This is a genomic window from Mesorhizobium sp. LCM 4576 (genome assembly GCF_001854815.1).
In the GTDB taxonomy this organism is placed as follows: Bacteria; Pseudomonadota; Alphaproteobacteria; order Rhizobiales; family Rhizobiaceae; genus Mesorhizobium; species Mesorhizobium plurifarium.
Genome location: NZ_MDDT01000025.1, coordinates 89,984 through 111,550 on the forward strand (window position 1 = coordinate 89,984; position 21,567 = coordinate 111,550).

Sequence of the window (21,567 nt, forward strand, 5' to 3'; positions counted from 1 at the left end):
GGAATTCAAGGAACCTGCCCGTCGGCCRGTGGGCGCGATATCAAAAGATACCGGGGCAGAGCCTGTAGCGGACCCGCCCGAGATAGTCGCGATATTCCGGAGTCAGCGCCAGGATGCGTTCCTCGCGCAGGATGCGATGGATCTGGAACAGGGTGATGGTCGCGTAGACGGTGAAATTGTAGAGCGAGAAGCTCGACAGCAGGAAAAGGATGTGCCCCGCGAGATAGCCGGCATAGATGGGATGGCGAACGAACCGGTAGGCGCCGCTGGTGACGACGCCGCGATTGGCCGGCAGGATTGCGAAGGAACGGCCGAGCGACATCTTTCCCCAGATGACCAGCCACAGCGCCAGGAACTGCAGCGCCRCCGCAATATAAAGCGGGATGATGGCGGTGCCGTCCTGGAGCGAGACGAGGCCCGAGCCGAAACCGGCGGTCAGCGAGATGAATACCGTGAAAGGACTCCAGTCGCGCACCAATGGCCGCCGCGCCAAAAGCAGCCAGATGAAGGTCAGCGCATCGGAGATCATGAGCAGCAGGATATTGAGACGGCCCGGATCGATGACCACATGGCGCGCGCCGCGATAGACGAAGACCGCGGCTACGGCCAGCGCGATAAAACGAAACAGGCCCTCGCGCAGATCGATGATGGTTTCGCTGCTCCGCAGTCCGGACCAAAAACCCGTTTCCGCGCCAGGCAGCGCATCACTTTTGAGAATGCTCAACTCTGCCACCCCGTAATTCCCCTTTATAAGGACCATTGCATATAAGCCTTGCTGTCCAGTTAAGTTTTCGCATGCATTGGCGGGTCGGTCTGCCGAGGGAATGGTGTTGCCTGTTGAACATGACATTCTTCCCGGTCTAGCGTGCTGCGGCGCACAAAGGGGACGGGGACATGGACTACGACATGCTGGTCATCGGCAGCGGCCCTTCGGGACGCCGCGCCGCGGTGCAATCGGCCAAGCTCGGCAAGTCGGTGCTTGTGGTCGACAGGGGCCGGCGCCTGGGCGGCGTCTCGGTGCATACCGGCWCCATCCCGTCGAAGACGCTGCGCGAGACGGTGCTCAACCTCTCGGGCTGGCGCGAACGCGRCTTCTACGGGCGCGGCTACCGGGTCAAGCAGGACATTTCGATCGGCGACCTGGTTGAACGGCTGCACAAGACCCTCGACCATGAGGTTGAGGTGCTGCAGCACCAGTTCATGCGCAACACGGTGAAGAGCGCGCGCGCCGCGGTAAAATTCCTCACGCCGAACAAGGCGAGCCTGACCGCCGACAATGGCGACTACAGCGAGGTCGGCTTCGCCAATGCGCTGATCGCCGTCGGCACCAGGCCGCACCGTCCGGCCGACGTACCCTTCGACAAGAAGCGCGTTTTCGACAGCGACGAAATGCTGGAGCTCCATCATCTGCCACGCACGCTGACGGTGATCGGCGCCGGCGTCATCGGCGTCGAATACGCCACCATCTTTTCCGCGCTCGACGTGCCGGTGACACTGGTCGAGCCGCGCAACACCATTCTCGACTTCATCGATCGCGAGATTGTCGACGACTTCATCCACCAGATGCGCGACCGCGGCATGACCATCCGGCTGGGCAGCACGGTGAAGGAGATCGCCTCGAAGCCCGACCATGCCGAGGTGACGCTGGCGGATGGCCGCACCATCCGCTCCGAGATGGTGCTCTACGCCGCCGGCCGCACCGGCAACGTCGCCAGCCTCGGTCTAGACCTGGTCGGCATCGAGGCGGATGCCCGGGGCCGCATCAAGGTCGACCCGAATACCTTCCAGACCAGCGTGCCCAACATCTACGCGTCCGGCGACGTCATCGGCTTCCCGAGCCTCGCCTCGACGTCGATGGAGCAGGGCCGGGTGGCGGCCTGCCACGCCTTCGGCGTCAACCTGCCGCCGCCGCYGGAAAGCTTTCCCTACGGCATCTACGCCGTGYCGGAGATCTCGACGGTCGGTCTGTCGGAAGAGCAGGTGCGCGAGAGCGGCGCCGCCTATGAGGTCGGCCTGGCACGTTTTCGCGAGACCTCGCGCGGCCACATCATGGGCGTCTCAAGCGGTTTCCTGAAGCTGTTGTTCTCGGTCGAGACGCGCCGCCTGCTCGGCGCCCACATCGTCGGCGAGGGTGCCACCGAGCTCATCCATATCGGCCAGGCGGTGATCAATCTCGGCGGCACGGTCGACTTCTTCGTCAACAACACCTTCAACTACCCGACGCTGGCGGAAGCCTACAAGATTGCGGGCTTGGACGCCTGGAACCGGATGGGGCATGGGTGAGGGTTCTGGCTGGGAGGCCGCTCGAATAGCTCGCGAAGGCGTGCCTGGACCATTTCCCGTGCCCGTATTGCGGCAGTCGATCGGGCGGCGGCAAGCCCGCCTGRGCGGCCCGATCAGGCAATCTGTGCAGGCGCTGCCAGCCACTGCCGCACGATCGCGGCGTCCGCGTCGCCGAATTCATGGCCGGAGGCAATGATGCGTGCGTCGACCTCGGCGTGGCGTTCGCTGAACAACGTCACCAGCGCGGGCGCGAACGGACCGTAGGTCTGGTCGGCGGCACCGGCGACGATCAGCACGCGTGTTCCGCCGAGGTCGGTCATCGGGGACGTGTCGAGCACCGGCATTGCCCGCAAGAGCGCCGCCTGCCTGACCACGCCGGGATGGAGCAGCATCAGGCTGGAGACGACGTTGGCGCCGTTCGAATAGCCAAGGAAAGTCGCACGCTTCAGGTCGAGCCCATGGATCCTCGCAGCTTCCGTCGCGAATTGGRCATAGGCAGCCGTCTCGGCATGGATGCTGGCCTGCTCGAAATTGATCGGCGTGATTCGCTCGAACCAGCGAAATCCATCCTCTTGTGGGATGCGGCCGCGCGCCGCGACAATCACCGAACGGGGCGCAATCTGYCTCGCCAGCGGCAGCATCGTCGTCTCGTCGACACCTGACCCGTGCAGCACGAACAGGCACTCGCCGCCTGCGTTTGCCGGCCTCAGCAGACGGTAGGGGAAGGCGAGATCCCGGCGCATAATACWGTTTTCGTCGCTATATTCGGACACGCTCACATCCATTTGATTCCATGAGAGATTCGTTGATTTGCCGGCTTCAAAACGGAATATTTTCGCGCTCCGCGAAAGTTGATTGAACCAGGCGCATTTCAGTCCGTTTCTGCGGCGATACACTCCCCTGGGAGGAATCGAAGCGGTGCGCCCCGGGGGTCGCATTGCTGGCTATGAACAACCAGCTTTGAGGCCTTTTGTCGATGACCACCCCTGTTTCCAACGAACGCGACAGGCGTACCGGAGAGCGTGACACGCGTATCGACGTGCTGCGCGCGCTTGCTCTGCTCACCATTTTCGTCGACCACGTGCCGGGCACGGTCTTCGAGAACTGGACCTACAAGAATTTCGGCTTTTCCGATGCGGCCGAAGCCTTCGTGCTGATTTCCGGCATCTCGGTGGCRCTGGCTTACGGCACGAAGTTCAAGCCGGGCGGCCGGTTGCTCGCGACCCTGAAGATGTGGYGGCGCGCCGGCGTGCTCTACATCTCGCACATCGTCATCACGATGGTGGTGATCGCGCTGTTTTGCGCCGCCGCGCTGTTCGCGCACCGTCCGGAAATGCTGACGATGATCAACATCGAGCCCCTGATGAAGAACACGCCGCAGGTGCTGCTCGGCGTCGTCACACTCGGCCATCAGCTCGGCTACAACAACATCCTGCCGGTCTACGCGGCGCTGCTTCTGGCGGCGCCCGCCTTCGTGCTGTTCGTCAGCTATCGGCCGGTGCCGGCGCTGATCGTTTCCGGCCTGCTCTGGCTCGTCGCAGGCATCTGGCAGATCGCGCCGCCGAACTATCCAGAGCCCGGCCTCTGGTTCCTCAACCCGCTGTCCTGGCAATTCCTGTTCAACATCGGCCTTGCCGCCATGCTGCATGTGAAGCGCGGCGGGCGGATCCCGGCCAATCCATGGCTGCTTGGTGCTGCCGGCATCTATGTGATCGGCGCGGCGATCTGGGTGCATAGTCCGCTCTGGGGGCAGATCACCTGGTTCAACCTGCCGGTGGTGWTCGGCGGTTTCGACAAGACCTTCCTGTCGCTGCCGCGGCTCCTGCACATCCTGTCGGTCAGCTATCTGATCGTGGCGCTGCCGGCGGTCTCCAACCTCTTCCGCGTCCGGCCCGACAATCCCCTGGCGATCCTGGGCAAGCGCTCGCTGCCGGTGTTCATCGCGGGCACGCTGCTTGCCATGGCGGCGCAGGTGCTGAAACTGATCAATCCGGGCGGCCTGGCGTACGACACGCTGCTGATCGCGGCGGGCATCGCCATGCAGCTCGCGCTTGCGCTCTACCTCGAATGGCTTGYCGGCCTCGGCSCGTCCCGCGCCAAGCCGGTGCGCGAGGAGCCTGCGCGCGCGCCGTTCGGCGTGCACCCGCTGCCGGCGAGGGCAGGCGGCTACTGATTGCTGTGCAACGAAAGATGCCTGGCGGGCTTTCGTCTAATGCATGTCTCCCGAAAGTGGGAACCGGTTTCGGGACAAAGACATGCATAAAATCAAGAACTAAAGCGCATGGAGCGAATCCGGAGGATCGCGACGCGCTTTTAGATCGCCTGAGCTTGCTCAGGCTTTCGGAGCTGGACCGGTCGAGCCTCTGACGACGAAATCGACCCCCATCGTCTCGCGCCGGACGGCGCCGTCATGGTCGAGGATCATGCGCGCGGCGCGGCGGYCGATCTCGGTGATCGGCTGGGCGATCGTGGTCAGCGGGGGCGTGGACAACGCGCCGTCCGGCACGCCGTCGAAACCGACGATCGAGACATCGCCGGGAACGCTGAGACCTCGCGCCTTCAGCCAGTCGATGGCGATCAGGGCCATGCGGTCCGACATTGCCAGGATGGCGGTTGGCCTTTCACCCCTGGCGAAGATCGCCTCGAGGCCGGCCCTGGTGCTCTTTTCCTCGTTCTCGGTCTCATAGACCGGGATTTTCGCCGTATCGATGCCAAAGCGGGAAAGCTCCTCGAAATAGCCGGCAAGGCGATCGCGCGTGCCGGTGTAGACCGCGCTGCGCACCACTTCCGGCGTCGCGAAGCCCGTGCGATTGTCGGCAAAGCCGAGCGACAGGACGGCGAAGCGGCGATGGCCGAGTTCGGCGAGATGGCGCGCGGCGAGCCTCGCGCCGGCGACGTTGTCGACGCCGATCGCCGATACGGTCTCGTCCTGGAAGCCGAGCTCCAGGGCGACGAAGGGCAGCTTGCGCTCGCGCGTCAGGTCGACAAGGCGCGAGCCGCCTTCGATGCAGAACAGCACAAAACCGTCGACGAGCGCGCTCTGGATGTTCCAGGCGAGCTTTTCCTGATTGGCGGCGGACACCAGCGCGATGCCCGCGCCGGTGGCGTCGCAGGCTTCGGAAATGCCGGCCATCATCACGCGGGCGAAGGGATCGTCGAAGAAGTAGGAGAGGGGCTCTGTGGTGGCGACGCCGATGGCGTTGACCTTGCCGGCGCGCAGCAGCCGGCCTTTCGGGTCCGGGCCGGCATARCCCATCTGCTCCGCGACCGCCTTGACCCGCTCGCGCACTTCGGCGCGCACGATCTCKGGACGGCTGAAAACATTCGAGGCCGTGCCGTGCGAGACGCCGGCGGCCTTGGCGATATCGGCCAGCCTGATCGGTCTCGCCTGGCCTTCGAGGAGTGATGCCATGTCGTTCCTCCGAATCCGGTCACGCCACGAACATGACCGCTGAATTGCCGCCGGTCATCTAACATTTTTGTTGGATCGATTCAAATTTCGCTTGACGTGGCGTGACTGAGGGGTAAGATTTGAATCGATCCAAAATGCTTCATGATGGAGCGAGTTTCGATAGGAGGGTGCCATGCATCCGGTGAACTGTTTGTTCGAGGACATCTACCGCAACGACTGGGGCATCGCCTCGGTCATCGTCAGCGAGAAGCGGCGGGGCAGAATGGCTCCCTGGCGCCGCGAGCCACGCTTCCTCGTGGAGCGCAAGCGCGGCTGATCCGCAGCCATTTTTCGCATTATAGATTGGATCGATTCAATACAAGGGAGAGACAGTCATGCATCCGATTGGTCACCTTTTTCAGGACATCTATCGCAACTATTGGGGCATCACGCCCGCAACCGAGCAGCCTGAACGGCGCCGCGCCAACGACCTGCCTGCGCGCAAGCGCAAGCGGCGCGCCGGTTGAAAAACTCGTCGGAAATAGTCTACGGCCGCGGGCGCCAGAGCGCCGAGACGGCGATCGCCACCCAGCCGGCGATCAGCAGGGTGCCGCCGATCGGCGCCGACATCGGAAACAGCCGTGAGCCGAGAAAGTCGCGCGCGAGCAGATCGCCGCAGAACAGGAGCAGGCCCGCGAACAGAACGAGGCTGGCGATCCTGAGGCAGCGGTTGCCGCCGGCCAGGCCGATGGCAAGAAGCACCGGCGCATGCATCAGCAGGAAATTGGCCGCCGTTCCGGTGAAGGCGCCGCCGCGATGCGCGGCCGCCGCCGACAGCGCCACGCCGGCCGCGCCGACGAGCCCGGCCGCCAGCACGAGGACGCGGCTCCTGCCGTCTGATGCTTGCCCGGTAAGGCTCATCTTGGATGCTCCATGCCGGGGTTGGGCGAGGGCGCCTGTCAGGATTTGCCGGTCTCGAGCAGCATATGCCTTGCCCGGCGYGACTGGACAATCCAGTTGTAGGCAGCACCCAGCGCCATCARCACCGACGTGCCCAGAAACACCGAGCGCATGCCGAAATGCCCGCCGACAAAGCCGCCGGACAGCGGTCCCGCGACCTGGCCGACATATTGCGCCGAGATCGCCAGGCCGAGCACGTTGCCGCCGATCCCGTCGKGGATGTYGTGGCGGRTGACGCTGGTGATGCRGGGCAGCAGTCCGCCCAGCGCCAGGCCCATCAGGAAGCGCAGGCCGATCAACTGCCAGCCATTGGTGACGAAGGCTTGCGGAATGAGCAGCAATGCCGAGACGGCAAGGGCGCCGACCACGACGTTCCAGTGGCCGACCCGGTCGGCGAGTTTCCCCAACCAGGATGAGGACAGGATGGTGCCGAGCGCCGCCGCGGACATGACGACRCCCGCGACCATGGTCACCTTGCTCTGGTCCTCGACGAGCTGCTGCACATAGACGGTGATGATCGGCTCGATCGACATGGTGGCGAAGGCGAGCAGCATGCCGGTGGTCAGCATGGCGACGATCGGCCGCTTGTCAGGGATCTGCGACCAGCCGCTCTTCGGCTTTACCGCCGAGGAGGCCTTGGGCGCCGGCGGATTCTCCTTGATCAGGAAAGTCGTCGCCAGGAAGGCCAGGAAGATGACGCCGCCGGAAAGCAGGAAGGTTGCGCGGATACCGATCAGCGGCGGCAGCAGGCCGCCGAGCAGCGGTCCGACCAGCGAGCCTGCGGTGATGCCGGCCGCCAGCACGCCCAGCGCCCAGCCCGAGCGTTCCTTCGGCGTCTGCATCGCGACCAGGATGGTCGAACCCGACGAATAGCCGCCGGCGAAACCGATCAGCAACCGGAGCAGCACCAGTTGCCATACGCTCTGGACCATACCGGTCAGCGACATGCAGATCGCCATGCCGAACGAAGCGCGCACCAGCATCAGCTTGCGGCCGTAGCGGTCGCCCAGTCGTCCCCACAACGGCGCGACCAGCGCTGCTGCGAAGAAGGTCGCGCCATAGGCGATGCCCGACCACTGCACGATCGCCGCGTGGCCTTCGGCGCCGAGCTGCTCGACGTAAAGCGGCAGAAACGGCAGCAGCAGCGTCATGGCGATAAGCGTGCTGAACGAGCCGGCGAAGCAGACGGCGAGGTTGCGCCGCCAATGGATGTTGAAGCCGCTTTGTCCGGATTCGTTCGGCGTCATGTCACGCATGCTAATGCTGGGGTTGTTACGGATACCAGCTTGGGATACCAAGCTGGTATCCGTCATGGACCTGACACCTGCCGCTGTCAATGCGGCTTCGGAGAACGGAACGACAATGTCGCAGATGCAGACTGTCGAAAGGCAGCTTCGCGAGATGATCCTCGGGCTGGAGATCGGCCCGGGCGAACGTTTGACCGAGCGTTGGATCGAGAGCCGGTTCGGCGCTTCGCGCACGCCGGTGYGGGCGGCGCTGCTGCGCCTGGAAACGGAAGGGCTGATCGGCCGCGATGGCCGCGGCTGGACGGTAGCGCCGATCAACCTCGCCGAGCTGGGGCAGATCGCCGTCTACCGCGAGGCAGTCGAGGTGGCGGCGGTTCGCCTGACGGCGGCGCTCGACGACCGCAGCGGCATCGATGTGATCGCGGCGATGCTCGATTCCTGCGACGCCGAGACGCCGCGCGAGGAATGGCATCGCGTCGGCCTGGATTTTCACATCGAATTGGCAAGGCTTTCCGGCAACGAGTTTCTGCTCAGGGCCGTTCGCGACGCGATGACCAGGCTGTCGCGGGCGCGCTGGCTGGAGGTGCGGGATGAAAAGGCGCTCGGCCGCGCCTGGGCCGAGCACCACGCCATCCTCGCCGCCGTCAGGAGCGGCGATGCCGAGCAAGCGGCGCGGCTGCTTTCTTCCCATATCGCCGGCAGTCGCGATCGGYTTGTCGCCTCGCTCCATGAAGACCGGCGCAGCTTGCGCGCCAGAGGGTTCGCCGTTGTCGCGGCGTAAAGTCTCTTGGGGCCATTCGCATTAGCAGGCTTGCAACATGGCCGGGAGAATGCTGTAGGAGACGAGGGGGATGAAGGTAGACTACCATTGACCATCTTGCTGAACTCGCGGACGCATGGCCTCACTCTCACGAACCGCCGCAAAGCTGTTCTACTACGCGCGTAATTTCGCGCGTGACCGCGCACCGCAATCCCTGTTTCGCGACCGCCTGGCCAATCGACTCGAGCAGGCCAGGCTTTCAGGCAAGACGGTTCGCGAGCGACTGAACTACTACAACAAGCTGGAACAGCCGTTCGTGCCCAGTCTGGACGCCATGGCCGTCGGCAAGCTGCCGACCGCTTCCAGCATGTATTACTACGACCTCAAGGAATTCGCCCGTTATTTCGATCCCGGCCTGCTGATCGATTTCGAATTCGGCGACGTCGTGGGYGTTCCGGAACTCCCGAGGATCGTCAAAGACCGGCCCATCGGCGACGACAATGCGAACGGCGTGCTGATGAAGCTGAACAAGTTCCGTCACTTCTACATGCCGCCCGACAAGCTGTCTTTCRCCGACAAGCGCCCGATGGTGGTCTGGCGCGGCCATCTCAACAATCCGCTCCGCACCCGCTTCGTGGAGAAGGCCGCCGAACTGCCGATTTGCGATGCGGGTTCCCACAGAGCCGACGCGCCGGATGGATACCGCAAGCCGTTCCTGAACATCGAGCAGCAGCGACAGTATCGCTACATCGTCTCGCTCGAAGGCAACGACGTCGCGACAAACCTGAAATGGATCATGAGCTCCAATTCGCTCTGCCTGATGCCGGAACCAACCTACGAAACCTGGTTTGCGGAAGCCCAGGTCGAGCCCAACGTCCACTATGTGCCGCTGCGGCAGGATTTCTCCGACCTGGTCGACAAGGTGGCCTATTTCGAAAAACATCCCGCCGAGGCGGGGCGCATAACCGCCGCCGCCAACGCCTATTGCCGTAAGTTCGGYAATGAGCAGGACGAGCAGGCGATTTCGCTTCTCGTCCTCTACAAATATTTTGTCCTCAGCGGCCAGATAAAGCCAGACGCGGAAGTCTGGCGCTACATCGCCGGCTGACCGCGGGTCAGATAGCGCTGCGGTCGAGCACCTTGTCGGCCGGTCCGAAACGGTCCCTGGCGGTGAACTGCTGGTGCCAGTAGGGATAAAGCACCGGCGGCCGGCTGACGGCGTCGAGGCGCTGCCGTTCTTCTTCGCTGAGTGACAGGCTTGCCGCGGCCAGATTGTCCTTGAGCTGCGCCTCGTTGCGGGCGCCGATCACCAGCGAGCTTACGGCGGGGCGGCCGAGCAGCCAGGCAAGCGCCACCTGGGCGCTTGAGACACCGCGCGCCTTGCCGATCTCGTTGAGCACGTCGACGATGYGCCACAGACGGTCCTCGTCGCGGATCGGCGGCTCCTTCCAGCCGCCAAGCTGGCGCGCGGTCGGGCTGTCGCGATGATATTTGCCGGAGAGCAGGCCGCCTGCCAGCGGGCTCCAGGGCAGCACGCCCAGGCCTTGGTCGACCGAGATCGGCAGCAATTCGTATTCGGCCTCGCGCGCTTCCAGCGTGTAGTGGATCTGCTGGGTGACGAAACGGGCCTGATGGCGGCTGTCGCTGACGGCAAGCGCCTTCATCACCTGCCAGCCCGACCAGTTGGAGCAGCCGATGTAGCGGATCTTGYCCTGGTTGACCAAGGTGTCGAGCGCCGCGATCGTCTCTTCAACCGGCGTGAGGCCATCCCATTGATGGACGAAATAGACGTCGATGACATCGGTCCTAAGTCGCTTCAGGCTCTTTTCGCATTCGCGGATCAGATGGTGGCGCGACAGGCCCTCGTCGTTGGGGCCGCTGCCGATGCGCATGCGCGCCTTGGACGCGATCAGCACGTCGTTCTTGCGCTTGCCGCCAAGCGCCTCGCCGATGATCTCTTCCGACAATCCGTTGGAATAGACGTTTGCCGTGTCGATGAGGTTGATGCCGGCATCGATGCAGGTGTCGATGATGCGCTTGGCTTCCGCGAGGTCGGAATTGCCGACGGCGGCGAACGGACCGGCGCCGCCGAAGGTCATGGTGCCAAGCGTCAATGTCGAGACTTTCAAGCCGGATCGGCCGAGCGTGCGGTATTCCATGTCGGTCCTCGCGATTTTGTTTGAAGAGGCGCCAAGGCCGGCGCCGGAAAAGAGGCAACGGGATTTGTAGGACAATTCCGGCGGCTTGTCGCCCCGCTATCGATACGGGTCGATCACATATCTTCGAGGTCAGCGGCGGGCGATTGCAATAAAACCGTCATTGCGCCTCTGTATCCCAGTCGGCTCAAGGAGTGTCCGTCCGGAGCCGGCGCGGATTCCGAAGCGATGATGGCTGACARGCAGACGGAGCTGCGCGATGAACGAATTGAAATCGAATTCCGGGGCGAAGGACTGGCTCGAAGCCGAACTCGAGGACACGCTCGACGAAGACTATGAGCTGGAGCTTTCCGAACCGGCGCTCTCGCTCGAGATCGCCAAGATCTACAAGAAGTCGCATCCGCCTTCCATCGAGCGAATGACCTATTTTCGCGAGCTGCTCAGGCTGCAATCCGAACTGATCAAGCTTCAGTCATGGGTGGCCTACCACAAGAAGAAGCTGGTGGTGGTCTTCGAGGGCCGCGACTCCGCCGGCAAGGGCGGCGTCATCAAGCGCATCACGCAGCGGCTCAACCCGCGCATCGCCCGCGTCGTCGCGTTGCCGGCGCCGACCGAGCGCGAGAAATCGCAATGGTATTTCCAGCGCTATGTGCCGCATCTGCCTGCCGGCGGCGAGATCGTGCTGTTCGACCGCTCATGGTACAACCGTTCCGGGGTCGAGCGGGTGATGGGCTTTGYCTCACCGGATCAGGTCGAGGAATTTTTCCACGACGTGCCGGAATTCGAGCGCATGCTGGTCCGTTCCGGCATCACGCTGGTGAAATACTGGTTCTCGATCACCGACGAGGAACAGCAGATGCGCTTCCTGATGCGCATCCACGATCCGATGAAGCAGTGGAAGCTGTCGCCCATGGACCTGCAGTCGCGCGTGYGCTGGGAGCAGTACACCAAGGCCAAGGAAGAGACTTTTGCCCGCACCAACATTCCCGAAGCCCCCTGGTTCATCGTCGAGGGCAACGACAAGAAGCGTGCGCGGCTGAACTGCATCGACCATCTGTTGCAGCAGATGCCGTATGAGGAGGTTCCGCATGAGGAGATCACGCTGCCGGAGCGTGTCTTCAATCCGGACTACGAGCGCCGGGTGCTGCCGCGCGAGCTTTACGTGCCGGAGAAGTACTAGCGCCCTTCCTTCTCCCCGTTTCACGGGGAGAAGGTGCCCGAAGGGCGGATGAGGGGCGGCGCCAGCGCCTACGGTTGGCCTCCAATTCGCCGCACGGGTCGTTAATCTCTGCCGGCAGTGCTGCCCCTCATTGCCCTGCCGGGCATTTCTCCCCGTATAGTGACGGGGAGAAAAARCTGTARCTACGCCCGCCCGATCATCACATGCGTTGCATCGGCGGTCRCCACCTGCTCCGTGCAGCGGTATCCCAGCTTCAGCATATCGAGGCCGTTGAAGAGATGCTCGCCCGAGCCAAGCAGGACGGGTGAGATCGCCAGATGCATCTCGTCGATCAGCTTTTCCTCGAGATACTGCCGTACAGTCGAAACGCCGCCGCCGACGCGCACATCGTTGCCGCCGGCRGCCGCCTTTGCCTGTTCGAGCGCCGAGTGGATGCCGTCGGTGACGAAGTAGAAGGTCGTGCCGCCTTCCATCTCGATCGGCGCGCGCTTGTGATGCGTCAGAATAAAGGTCGGCACGTGATAGGGCGGGTTGGCGCCCCACCAGCCTTTCCAATCGTCGTCCGGCCATTCGCCGCGGCTCGGCGCGAACATGTTGCGGCCGAGGATCCAGGCGCCGACATTCTCGAAGCTGCGCACCGCAAACTCGTCATCGGTATCCGTCGTCCCGCCCTCCTTGCCGATCATCTGGTGGAACGAGCGGGTTTTGATCATCCATTTGTGCAGATTTTCGCCACCCAGGCCGAGCGGGTTGGCGAGGCTCTGGTCGGGACCGGCGCCGTAACCATCGAGCGAGAGCGTAAAACAATTGACACGGAGCTTGGACACGGTTTCCTCCTGAGCAGTTGTGATGTGCAAGCGGAATAGCTTAACTGATTGCATTTTGCAATCAGTATTCTGCAGGGTGAACAAAATCCACCGGGCAGAATGGCCGGCCGGTCATCCAGCAAAGGCATCAGATCAGTCGGGAGGGAGCCTATCCMCTCAGCATTTCCGCCACGGTCGGCGCGAAATAAGTCAGCACGCCGTCGCAGCCAGCGCGCTTAAGCGAAAGCAGCGATTCCAGCATCGCCTTTTCGCCGTCGATCCAGCCATTGGYGGCCGCTGCCTTGATCATCGAATATTCGCCCGACACCTGATAGGCGAAGGTCGGCATCTGCAGCTCGTCTTTCAGCCTGCGGATGATGTCGAGATAGGGCAGGCCGGGCTTGACCATCAGCATGTCGGCGCCTTCGGCGAGGTCCTGTTCGGCCTCGCGCACCGCCTCGTCGGAATTGGCGTGGTCGATGTAATAGGTCTTCTTGTCACCCTTGAGCAGGCCGGCGGTGCCGACCGCCTCGCGGTAGGGGCCGTAGAAGGCCGAAGCGAACTTCGTCGCATAGGACATGATCGCCACATCCTGGAAGCCGTTGGCGTCGAGCGYGTCGCGGATGGCGCCGATGCGGCCGTCCATCATGTCGGACGGCGCGATGATATCGGCGCCGGCGGCGGCCTGGATGACGGCCGCGGCAGCGACTTGGCTCACAGTCTCGTCATTGACGATGATGCCGTCGCGCAGGATGCCGTCATGGCCGTGGCTGGTGAACGGGTCGAGCGCGGCATCGGTGATGATGCCGATCTCCGGCACCGCGTCCTTGATGGCGCGCGTGGCGCGGTTGATGACGTTGTCCGGGTCGAGGATGTGCGAGCCGGTCTGGTCGCGTAGCGCAAGYTCGACATTGGGGAAGGTGGCGATGGCCGGAATGCCGAGCTTGGCGGCGCGCTCGGCCTCCTTCACCGCGAGATCGACGGACAGGCGGTAGACGTCCGGCATGGCGGCGATCGGCTCGCGTGTGTTCTTGCCRTCGACGACGAAGATCGGCCAGATCAGGTCGTTTACCGAAAGCTGGTTCTCCTGCACCAGCCGGCGCGACCAGTCGGCCTTTCGCATGCGCCTCAGCCGCCGGCTGCCGGTGATCTCGTCGACGCTGCGCGCGCCGGCAGGCTTTGCGGGGGTGAATTTGTTCATGGCCGAAACTCTCTTTTGCGCCGGCTTTTACCACGCGTCTCCGCCGCTGACCAATGCGACACGATTGTGCCAGCCGGAGCCTAATTCCTCGCCCCCGCTAAAAGCGGGGGAGAGGTGTCCGCGAAGCGGACGGAGAGGGGGCCTTCGTAGGGCGGAAGTCTTCCAATACGAGGGCCTTTGCCGACGGAACCGGCGTTCCCCCTCTCCGTCTCGGCTTCGCCGAGCCACCTCTCCCCACTTCGTGGGACGAGGAATCTCAGGGCTGTCCGTTCCCCGAAAGGATCTGCGCCGCGCCCCTGATGGCCACCCRGAACGCCTCGTCGAAGCTGACGCCGCGCACCTGCCAGCGATAGGTCTTGCCATGATCGGCCAGCCGCCAGTCGGCGATCCAGCCCAGGTCCTTGTCGCTCCACACGATGCTGCCGGCGAGTGCTCGGGCCGCTCCAGCTCTTTTCGCGAGCTTGTCGAGCCTTGCCGTATCGGCTCCGGGAAGCGCCTTGCCACTCAGGCCGCCAAGCTGCCCGGCCTTTGGAAAGGTGACGCGCATCAGCAATGGAAAGGTGGCATTGGAAAAGGATTCGCGCATCGTTTTGCCCTGATCCTCATCTGCCGTCAGAACGAAATGCCGCGAGCCTTGCTCGACGGTCATGAAGACGGCGATCGGCGGCCGCTCGCCGAGCCAGGGCCTGCTGCCGAGCTGCGCCAAGAGCTTGTCGACGACGGTCGGCTTGTAGATGCAGGTCAGGTCGTGCGGCCTGTCATGCGTGCCTTGCTCGTCATGGATCGGGATGCCTTCGAGCCGGTCGTGATAGCGGAAGGACTGGACGAAGTCGGCCGCCTTGTCGCGCAGCGCCAGCATCTCCGGTTTTTGCGTCAGGCGCTGGTCGCCCGAGACCTTCACCAGGACCTTGTCGAGGCAATCCTTGAAGCCGATCTGCCGGTTCACGTCTCCGGTGCCGGTGACGATCGTTTGCGCCTGGTAGAGATCGGCGATCGCCGCCGCGCGGGCGGRCAGTCCCAGACACAGGAGACCGGCCAATCCAACCACGAAGCGGGAAATTCCAGGCATGTCGATCTGCTCGAACCGGTCGGACGCGGGCACAGTGCTTTGCCGGTTACCTAACACCTGGCGCGGCCGCCCGCCAGCGCAAGAACCGCCAGCTCGGACCCGCTACCATTGACGCGTCCCCATGCCGCCTTTAGCACTTCTCTCCCCCGGCGGGCGGAGAGAGGGATTTTCTGGTGATGGATTTTGGCGGAGGCGACGAGATCCGCTTCGAGCGGCTGGGTAGAGCGGGCGTGGTCACGTTGACCCGGCCGAAGGCGCTCAACGCCGTCACGCACWACATGGTCAAGGCGCTCGGCAAGGCGCTGGACGCCTGGGAGCAGGATCCGGGCGTAGGCGTCGTCGTCGTCAAGGCCGAGGGCAGGGCGTTTTCCGCCGGCGGCGATATCCTGCACATCTATGAGGCCGGACGCGCCGGCAAGCCGCCCGTCGACTTCTTCGCCGACGAATACCGGCTCAACGCCCGCATCGCCCGCTTCAAGAAACCCTATGTCGCGCTGATCGACGGCATCGTCATGGGCGGCGGCGTCGGCGTCTCCTTCCATGGCTCGCATCGTGTGCTGACCGAAAACGCGCAGTTCGCCATGCCGGAGGTCGGCATCGGCTTCTTCCCCGATGTCGGCGCCAGCCACTTGCTGCCGGATCTGGGCGGCGCTTTCGGCATGTATCTCGGGCTGACGGGAAATCGCATCCGCTATGGCGACGCGCTTTGGTCGGGGTTGGCCACCCACACCATCAAGGCCGAGGACCAGGCGGGCCTGCTCGACGAATTGGCGACGAGCGGCGACGCCAACGCCGAGCTGCGCGATTTCTTCGTGCCCGCCAGGCGCGAGACCGAGCGGCAGGACCTGGAAGCGATCGCGCGTCATTTTTCGCAGGGCTCGCTCGCCGGCATCATCGACAGTCTTGAACGGGCAGGGGCCGAGGATGCTTTTGCCGCGAAGACGCTGGCGACGCTGAAGACCCGCTCGCCGACCAGCCTCAACGTCGCCTGGCGCCAGATCAGCGCGGGATCGACGCTGTCGATGGACGAATGCATGAAGATGGAGTTCCGCATCCTCAACCGCATGCTGGCCGGCCATGATTTCTACGAAGGCATCCGCGCCGCCATCATCGAGAAGGGGTCGAAACCGGAATGGCGGCCGGCGGGCCTTGATGACATCAGCGCCGCCGACATCGACGCCTATTTCGCGCCGCTCGGGGATAAGGAGCTCGCCCTGTGAGCGAGGTCACCTCCAGGCGCGTGGTGCTGCAACCCTCGACCACCGAGGTCATCTTCGCCTGGTTCCAGCGCGCCATCGCCGGCTACTGCCTCCTGTTTGGCATTCTCTACTGGATCCGCCTGATCGGCATCTATCCGGGCCAGTTGTGGCGCTTCGATCTGATGCCGGTGCACTGGCAGGTGGCGGCGGCGACGCTTGCCGTCTTCTTTCCCTTCGCCGCGGCGGGCCTTTGGATGCTGGCGTCCTGGGGACCGGTGATCTGGTTCATCTGCGCGGTGACGGAGACGGTGATGTATGCCGGCTTCCCCGATCTCTTCGGCCACCGGATGCTGATCGTGATCTCGCACGCATGCGTGGCCTTGCTCTACATCGTCTTTCGCGTCACCATCTGGCTGCAGAAGCGCCAGCTCCRCCAATAGGCCGGAGGTTGGTTTTCCGGGTCGATTTCGCGGCCCGTTTTCTCTCAAAATCCGTTGGCTAAATCTTTAGGTTAATTGTTCTTGCTCGGGTGACCGATCGTTAAGCGTCTTCCGAAACCTCTTACCGGTAAGCTCTTGTTAGCCCTGGCGTTTAAGTCGAATTTTATGAGTATTCGATAGTGTCGCGATCAAGGTGAAAAACAAAAAATCACCAAGGCGACAAACGAGAGGCAAAGACAATGATCAATTCGCGTCCGGCGGCGAAGACCGCAAACGTATCCGACGATCGCCGCGAGGCTATCCGTTCGCTGTACATGGAATCGCTGCAGCTGGTGGAGCGTCTGCACCGCCGTCTGCTTGACGTGATCAAGGACGAGTTCGACCGCAACGGCCGCTCCGACATCAACGCCATCCAGGCGCTGCTGCTCTTCAACATCGGCAATTCCGAGCTGACCGCCGGCGAGCTGCGCTCGCGCGGCTACTATCTCGGCTCGAACGTGTCCTACAATCTGAAGAAGCTGGTCGACCTCGGCTTCATCAACCACCAGCGCTCGCGCATCGACCGCCGTTCGGTCCGCGTCTCGCTGACGCCGAAGGGCAACGAGGTGGCCGACGTCGTCGCCGGCCTCTACGAGCGCCATGTCGGCTCGATCGAGGCGGTCGGCGGCATCAACACCGACGAGTTCAAGCAGATGAACCGCGCGCTGCAGCGCCTCGACCGCTTCTGGAACGACACGATCGCGTATCGGATGTAAGCGCTTCGGAATGGGGACGGGAGAGCCGCGCCGAAGAAGCGCGGCCCGTGGGGAAAGAATGTGGGGCCGGTGCGAACGCGCCGGCCTTTCTTTCTGCGAAGGCGGCATCTGCGGGAGTTTGGCCGTCGCTTCGCGTGCGTCGAAGCCTCCGCGCCTGGCGAGGAGGGCGTAGACTTCACTAGGGCACCGCGGTCATCCTGCCGATGCAAAAAAGCATCGCCGCCTTTTCTTTCACCTTGCCGCCATAAGCAAATCGCGGGCCAAGGCCACGTTGCCGCCATAATCGCGGTGGATGCGGATTGCGGGTGATGCTGCGGGCCTGTGCCCTGCGCTCCTTGGAACCTGCGTGGCGGCAGCGCATTTCTGGCAGCCGAGCGATGCGGGTCATGGTTGGCGAATTGTTAAGTTTGCGACCCCTAGAGTGCKGACAAGCCGCCCGGCAAGCGAATTGAGCGAGAGCGAACAGCTAAGAATGTCTGCCATGAGAACCAGCCGCCGTTTCTTCCTTACCGGAGCCTCCGCGCTCGCTGCTGCAGTGGTCGCCGGCCACGCCAGCGCCCAGGACGTGATCGGGGATATCCTGAAATCCTCGACGCGCGGCAATTGGGACGACCAGTTCGATGCCCGTGGCAACAACACCAACAAGGTCGCCTCGACGCTGCCGATCTTCAGCCAGCAGACCGTCGCCTTCACCGAGCAGGCGGTGGCGCAGTACCAGAACATCGTCTCCCAGGGCGGCTGGGAACAGGTTCCGGCGACCAAGAAATTGCAGCTCGGCGTCGACGATCCCGATGTCGTTCCGCTGCGCAAGCGCCTGATGATCTCGGGCGACCTGCCGCAGAGCGCCGGCATCTCGACCGCCTTCGATTCCTATGTCGACTCGGCGGTCAAGCGCTTTCAGCTCCGCCATGGCCTGCCGGCCGACGGCGCCATGGGCAAATACACTTATGCCGCGATGAACGTGTCGGCGCAGGTCCGGCTCGGCCAGCTGCAGACCAATCTGCAGCGCCTGAAGGAAAAGGCCGGCACGCTGGGCAACCGTTACGTGCTGGTCGACATTCCGGGCGCCCAGGTCGAGGCGGTCGAGAACGACCGCGTGGTGCTGCGACACACGGCGATCGTCGGCAAGATCGACCGCCAGACGCCGATCGTGAATTCGAAGATCAACGAAATCATCGTCAATCCGTACTGGAACGCGCCGGTCTCGATCGTGCGCAAGGACATCATTCCGCTGATGCGGAAGGACCCCAACTACCTCAAGGATAGCCACATTCGCCTGTTCGCGCCGGACGGCAGCGAGGTCGATCCGATGACGGTCGACTGGTCGACCGACGACGCGGCGAAATATCGTTTCCGCCAGGATCCGGGCAGCAACAACGCCATGGCCTCGGTCAAGATCAATTTCCCGAGCCCGGACGGCGTCTACATGCACGACAYGCCGCAGCAGAGCCTGTTCGGCAAGCTGATGCGCTTCGATTCCTCCGGCTGCGTGCGCGTCCAGAACGTGCGCGACCTCGTCACCTGGATCCTGCGCGATACGCCCGGCTGGGACCGCCARCATTTCGAGGCGGCGATCAAGACCGGCGAGAACACGCCGATCAATGTGGTCAACCCGGTGCCGGTTCACTTCTTGTACCTGTCGGCTTGGTCGACCGCCCCGGGYGTCGTGCAGTTCCGCGACGACATCTACGGCCTCGACGGCGCCCAAGAGCTGCAGATCAGCTCCGCGCAGTAAGCATTTGACATTATTTGAGAAAGGCCGCCGCTCGGCGGCCTTTTTTGTGTCTGCGAATAGGCTTGGATCGATCGCTGGTCGCGCCACCGCCCCGGCTCGAGGGCGCGAACGGTTTCCGGCGGATGAGCGGCCTGCTGCTGAAGCTTCGTCCTGTCGATGATCCCTGACACAAAAAGCAAACCCGCCGCCTGGGTCGGCRCCGATCGGCCCGCGTAAGCTCAAAAAAGTTAGTAAACCACTTTACGCAACCGCTTTACTAGCCACATTTTATGAGATAGCGTTTCGGTCTGTTGCTGGCCGGGACGGACATGAGCACCATCAATGAAGTCGCGATAATGGCGAGGGTGTCGACCACCACCGTGTCGCGCTACCTCAACAATCGCATCGATCTGCCGGCGGAGACGGCCGCCCGCATCGATGCGGCCATCGCTGCGCTCGACTATCGCCCCAACATCCTCGCCAAGCGCTTGAGCCTCGGCCGCTCCGAGGCGATCGGCATGATGACGCCTGAAATCGCCAACCCGTTTTTCGCCGAGCTGGCCGCCGCCGTCGAGGACGAGGCGGAAAAGCACGGCTATTCCGTCTTGATGAGCAGCACCGGCGGCAATCGCGAGCGCGAGCTCGCGAGTCTCAGGCGACTGAAGGACGGCCATGTCGACGGGTTGATCATGATGACCAATCGGCCGGACGACGGCTCGCTTGCCGCCACGCTCCACCACTACGGCCATATCGTTCTGATCGATGAGGATATCCCGGGCGTCAACGTTCCGAAGATCTTCGTCRAGAACCGGGAAGGCGCCCGCGCCGCGACGCGTCATCTGATCGAAGCCGGGCACCGGCRCATCGCCCATATCGGCGGCCCGGCGAAGCTGTTCAGCGCCATCGAACGACTGGCCGGGTACCGCGACGCCATGGCCGAGGCGGGGATAACAGTTGACGACGGCGATATCCGCCAGGGCGAGTATTCGCGCGAGTTCGGGCGCGCCGCCATGCTGGATATGCTGGCCGGCGCCGAGCCGCCGACGGCCGTTTTCGCCGGCAGCGATTTCATTGCCATCGGCATCATGGAGGCTGTGCGTTCCAAAGGCCTCGGCGTGCCGCAGGACATCTCGCTGGTCGGCTTCGACGACATGCCGTTCGCCGACCTCCTCGCGCCAGGCCTCACCACCATCCGCCAACCGACGGCCGAACTCGGCCGCATCGGATTCGGCACGCTCAAGGCGCTGATCGACAAGACGTCGCCGCCGGAACTCACCCGGCTCCCGGTCGCGCTGGTCAAGCGCAACTCGGTGGCGCCGCCACGCTCCTGAGAAAGACAGTTCTAGACCAAGAAAGGGGAATAAAACAAATGACAAGATCGATCATGAAATCAATGGCATACGCAGCCGCCTTCGGGCTCGGCCTGATGGCCGGGCCGACATTCGCCGCCGACTTCAGCGCCGTCTATGTGATGTCGGACAATCTCGGCGACATGGGCTTCAACGACAATGCCGCCACCGGCTTCGCCCGCGCCGAGAAGGAAGGCGTCAAGACGCGCCTGCTGCAGGCCTCGCCGACCGATCCGCAGCTCTGGCGCCAGAACCTCGAGGCGGTGTCCAATTCGGGGGACTGGAGCGTCGTCTTCACCGGCCCGAACATGCACGACAATCTGGCCGACGTCGCGCCGCAGCACCCCGACCAGAAATACGTCTTCTTCGATGACGAGTTGAAGCAGCCGAACGTTCTTTCGGTGAAATACGCGCAGAACGAGGGCTCCTACCTCGCCGGCGCGCTGGCCGCGATCGCGGCGACCGACAAGAAGGATTTTCCGCTCACCTCCGGCGATCCGAAGATCGCGGTGGTCGCCGGCATGGACCTGCCGGTCATCCAGGACTTCATCCTCGGCTTCAAGCAGGGCGCCAAGACCGTCGTGCCGGACATCGACGTGCAAGTGATCTTCATCGGCAACTTCAACGACGCGCAAAAGGCCTATGATCTCACCAAGACCGCCATCCAGAACGGCGCCAACGTGGTCTTCAACGTCGCCGGCCCGGCCGGCCTCGGCATCCTCAAGGGCGCGGCGGACTCCAAGAAATACGCCATCGGCGTCGATTCCGACCAGAGCGGCCTGCACCCGGACAATGTGATCGCCTCGATGATCAAGCAGATCGGCAACTCGATCTACGACTCGATCAAGCAGATCCAGGACGGCAAGGCCGAATTCGGCAAGCTCAAGATCTACGGCCTCGCCAACGAGGGCGTCGGCCTCGTCTACAACGACAAGCTGGTGCCCGCCGACATCAAGGCCAAGGTCGACGCCGCCAAGGCCAAGGTGGTCAGCGGCGAGATCAAGGTCGACACTGCTTTCAAGTAAGCCTCCCAGGACCTTGAAACGGGACGCTGCCA

At 63.5% G+C, this 21,567-nt stretch carries 23 protein-coding genes; 13 read left to right on the forward strand and 10 right to left on the reverse strand.

Annotation, left to right across the window (positions count from 1 at the left end):
- Window positions 1–40 precede the first annotated feature (40 nt).
- Entirely contained in the window at window positions 41–733 is a 693-nt protein-coding gene (locus LCM4576_RS16945) for an isoprenylcysteine carboxylmethyltransferase family protein (RefSeq protein ID WP_244510825.1), read from the reverse strand.
- Window positions 734–894: 161 nt separating this feature from the next.
- On the opposite strand from LCM4576_RS16945, the gene sthA reads away from it, so the two are divergent.
- Window positions 895–2,283, forward strand: a complete 1,389-nt coding sequence (sthA, locus tag LCM4576_RS16950) for a Si-specific NAD(P)(+) transhydrogenase (RefSeq protein ID WP_071033250.1) — start codon at window positions 895–897, stop codon at window positions 2,281–2,283.
- A 113-nt stretch (window positions 2,284–2,396) separates the two neighbouring features.
- On the opposite strand, the gene LCM4576_RS16955 is transcribed toward sthA, so the two are convergent.
- A complete protein-coding gene (locus LCM4576_RS16955) occupies window positions 2,397–3,068 on the reverse strand; it encodes an alpha/beta hydrolase (RefSeq protein WP_071033251.1) in 672 nt (223 codons plus the stop codon).
- Window positions 3,069–3,259: 191 nt separating this feature from the next.
- On the opposite strand from LCM4576_RS16955, the gene LCM4576_RS16960 reads away from it, so the two are divergent.
- Window positions 3,260–4,456, forward strand: coding sequence for an OpgC family protein (locus LCM4576_RS16960; RefSeq protein WP_071033304.1), 1,197 nt, complete (start codon window positions 3,260–3,262; stop codon window positions 4,454–4,456).
- 159 nt (window positions 4,457–4,615) lie between these two features.
- On the opposite strand, the gene LCM4576_RS16965 is transcribed toward LCM4576_RS16960, so the two are convergent.
- Entirely contained in the window at window positions 4,616–5,695 is a 1,080-nt protein-coding gene (locus LCM4576_RS16965) for a LacI family DNA-binding transcriptional regulator (protein WP_071033252.1), read from the reverse strand.
- Window positions 5,696–5,867: 172 nt separating this feature from the next.
- Between LCM4576_RS16965 and LCM4576_RS36825 the strand changes: the two genes are divergently transcribed.
- Together LCM4576_RS36825 and LCM4576_RS37535 are read left to right on the forward strand one after the other, a co-directional pair.
- Window positions 5,868–6,011 (forward strand): hypothetical protein, encoded by a 144-nt coding sequence (locus LCM4576_RS36825; RefSeq protein WP_198540259.1) that lies wholly within the window; start codon window positions 5,868–5,870, stop codon window positions 6,009–6,011.
- A 58-nt stretch (window positions 6,012–6,069) separates the two neighbouring features.
- A complete protein-coding gene (locus LCM4576_RS37535; RefSeq protein ID WP_274534968.1) occupies window positions 6,070–6,201 on the forward strand; it encodes a hypothetical protein in 132 nt (43 codons plus the stop codon).
- Between the two features lie 19 nt (window positions 6,202–6,220).
- Here the strand turns inward: LCM4576_RS37535 and LCM4576_RS16970 are convergent, their stop codons facing one another.
- Window positions 6,221–6,595 (reverse strand): DUF423 domain-containing protein, encoded by a 375-nt coding sequence (locus LCM4576_RS16970; RefSeq protein WP_071033253.1) that lies wholly within the window; start codon window positions 6,593–6,595, stop codon window positions 6,221–6,223.
- Between the two features lie 38 nt (window positions 6,596–6,633).
- Window positions 6,634–7,881, reverse strand: coding sequence for an MFS transporter (locus tag LCM4576_RS16975; protein ID WP_071033305.1), 1,248 nt, complete (start codon window positions 7,879–7,881; stop codon window positions 6,634–6,636).
- 115 nt (window positions 7,882–7,996) lie between these two features.
- On the opposite strand from LCM4576_RS16975, the gene LCM4576_RS16980 reads away from it, so the two are divergent.
- Together LCM4576_RS16980 and LCM4576_RS16985 are read left to right on the forward strand one after the other, a co-directional pair.
- Window positions 7,997–8,662 carry a GntR family transcriptional regulator gene (locus LCM4576_RS16980; RefSeq protein WP_071033306.1) on the forward strand — a complete coding sequence of 222 codons (666 nt, stop codon included), beginning with the start codon at window positions 7,997–7,999 and terminating at the stop codon, window positions 8,660–8,662.
- Between the two features lie 115 nt (window positions 8,663–8,777).
- The gene (locus LCM4576_RS16985) at window positions 8,778–9,749 is read left to right on the forward strand and encodes a glycosyl transferase family 90 (RefSeq protein ID WP_071033254.1); all 972 of its coding nucleotides are present in this window, start codon (window positions 8,778–8,780) and stop codon (window positions 9,747–9,749) included.
- A 7-nt stretch (window positions 9,750–9,756) separates the two neighbouring features.
- On the opposite strand, the gene LCM4576_RS16990 is transcribed toward LCM4576_RS16985, so the two are convergent.
- Window positions 9,757–10,800 carry an aldo/keto reductase gene (locus tag LCM4576_RS16990; RefSeq protein ID WP_071033255.1) on the reverse strand — a complete coding sequence of 348 codons (1,044 nt, stop codon included), beginning with the start codon at window positions 10,798–10,800 and terminating at the stop codon, window positions 9,757–9,759.
- 256 nt (window positions 10,801–11,056) lie between these two features.
- Between LCM4576_RS16990 and ppk2 the strand changes: the two genes are divergently transcribed.
- On the forward strand, window positions 11,057–11,977 hold the full coding sequence (gene ppk2 / locus LCM4576_RS16995; RefSeq protein WP_071033256.1) for a polyphosphate kinase 2: 921 nt from the start codon (window positions 11,057–11,059) through the stop codon (window positions 11,975–11,977).
- A 182-nt stretch (window positions 11,978–12,159) separates the two neighbouring features.
- Here ppk2 and LCM4576_RS17000 read toward each other — a convergent pair whose 3' ends face one another.
- The 3 genes from LCM4576_RS17000 to LCM4576_RS17010 all read right to left on the reverse strand — a co-directional run bounded on the left by LCM4576_RS17000 (window position 12,160) and on the right by LCM4576_RS17010 (window position 15,053).
- Window positions 12,160–12,804, reverse strand: coding sequence for a dihydrofolate reductase family protein (locus LCM4576_RS17000; RefSeq protein WP_071033257.1), 645 nt, complete (start codon window positions 12,802–12,804; stop codon window positions 12,160–12,162).
- 148 nt (window positions 12,805–12,952) lie between these two features.
- A complete protein-coding gene (hemB, locus tag LCM4576_RS17005; protein WP_071033258.1) occupies window positions 12,953–13,984 on the reverse strand; it encodes a porphobilinogen synthase in 1,032 nt (343 codons plus the stop codon).
- 256 nt (window positions 13,985–14,240) lie between these two features.
- Entirely contained in the window at window positions 14,241–15,053 is an 813-nt protein-coding gene (locus LCM4576_RS17010; protein ID WP_071033307.1) for a DUF2066 domain-containing protein, read from the reverse strand.
- A gap of 176 nt (window positions 15,054–15,229) precedes the next feature.
- On the opposite strand from LCM4576_RS17010, the gene LCM4576_RS17015 reads away from it, so the two are divergent.
- From LCM4576_RS17015 to ldtR, 3 genes are all read left to right on the forward strand, one after another.
- Window positions 15,230–16,273 (forward strand): enoyl-CoA hydratase/isomerase family protein, encoded by a 1,044-nt coding sequence (locus LCM4576_RS17015; RefSeq protein ID WP_071033259.1) that lies wholly within the window; start codon window positions 15,230–15,232, stop codon window positions 16,271–16,273.
- The gene (locus tag LCM4576_RS17020) at window positions 16,270–16,692 is read left to right on the forward strand and encodes a DUF6163 family protein (protein WP_071033260.1); all 423 of its coding nucleotides are present in this window, start codon (window positions 16,270–16,272) and stop codon (window positions 16,690–16,692) included. Before LCM4576_RS17015 ends, LCM4576_RS17020 begins: the two co-directional genes overlap by 4 nt.
- Before the next feature lie 239 nt (window positions 16,693–16,931).
- Entirely contained in the window at window positions 16,932–17,447 is a 516-nt protein-coding gene (ldtR, locus tag LCM4576_RS17025; RefSeq protein WP_040983294.1) for a transcriptional regulator LdtR, read from the forward strand.
- Between the two features lie 178 nt (window positions 17,448–17,625).
- Here the strand turns inward: ldtR and LCM4576_RS36530 are convergent, their stop codons facing one another.
- The gene (locus LCM4576_RS36530) at window positions 17,626–17,835 is read right to left on the reverse strand and encodes a hypothetical protein (protein ID WP_131803552.1); all 210 of its coding nucleotides are present in this window, start codon (window positions 17,833–17,835) and stop codon (window positions 17,626–17,628) included.
- Between the two features lie 93 nt (window positions 17,836–17,928).
- Here LCM4576_RS36530 and LCM4576_RS17030 point away from each other — a divergent pair, with 93 nt between their 5' ends.
- The 3 genes from LCM4576_RS17030 (at window position 17,929) to LCM4576_RS17040 (ending at window position 21,535) form a co-directional block, all read left to right on the forward strand.
- A complete protein-coding gene (locus LCM4576_RS17030; RefSeq protein ID WP_071033261.1) occupies window positions 17,929–19,182 on the forward strand; it encodes a murein L,D-transpeptidase in 1,254 nt (417 codons plus the stop codon).
- Between the two features lie 308 nt (window positions 19,183–19,490).
- On the forward strand, window positions 19,491–20,492 hold the full coding sequence (locus LCM4576_RS17035; protein WP_071033308.1) for a LacI family DNA-binding transcriptional regulator: 1,002 nt from the start codon (window positions 19,491–19,493) through the stop codon (window positions 20,490–20,492).
- 53 nt (window positions 20,493–20,545) lie between these two features.
- Window positions 20,546–21,535 carry a BMP family ABC transporter substrate-binding protein gene (locus LCM4576_RS17040; protein ID WP_157900523.1) on the forward strand — a complete coding sequence of 330 codons (990 nt, stop codon included), beginning with the start codon at window positions 20,546–20,548 and terminating at the stop codon, window positions 21,533–21,535.
- Window positions 21,536–21,567: the final 32 nt, after the last annotated feature.

What these genes read in the sequence shown, in the direction of transcription:
- LCM4576_RS36825 (WP_198540259.1), top strand. Translation starts at nt 5,868, where the DNA reads ATGCATCCGGTGAACTGTTTGTTCGAGGACATCTACCGCAACGACTGG.
- LCM4576_RS37535 (WP_274534968.1), top strand. Translation starts at nt 6,070, where the DNA reads ATGCATCCGATTGGTCACCTTTTTCAGGACATCTATCGCAACTATTGG.
- LCM4576_RS16970 (WP_071033253.1), bottom strand. Translation starts at nt 6,595, where the DNA reads ATGAGCCTTACCGGGCAAGCATCAGACGGCAGGAGCCGCGTCCTCGTG.
- ldtR (WP_040983294.1), top strand. Translation starts at nt 16,932, where the DNA reads ATGATCAATTCGCGTCCGGCGGCGAAGACCGCAAACGTATCCGACGAT.
- LCM4576_RS36530 (WP_131803552.1), bottom strand. Translation starts at nt 17,835, where the DNA reads ATGACCCGCATCGCTCGGCTGCCAGAAATGCGCTGCCGCCACGCAGGT.
- LCM4576_RS17040 (WP_157900523.1), top strand. Translation starts at nt 20,546, where the DNA reads ATGAAATCAATGGCATACGCAGCCGCCTTCGGGCTCGGCCTGATGGCC.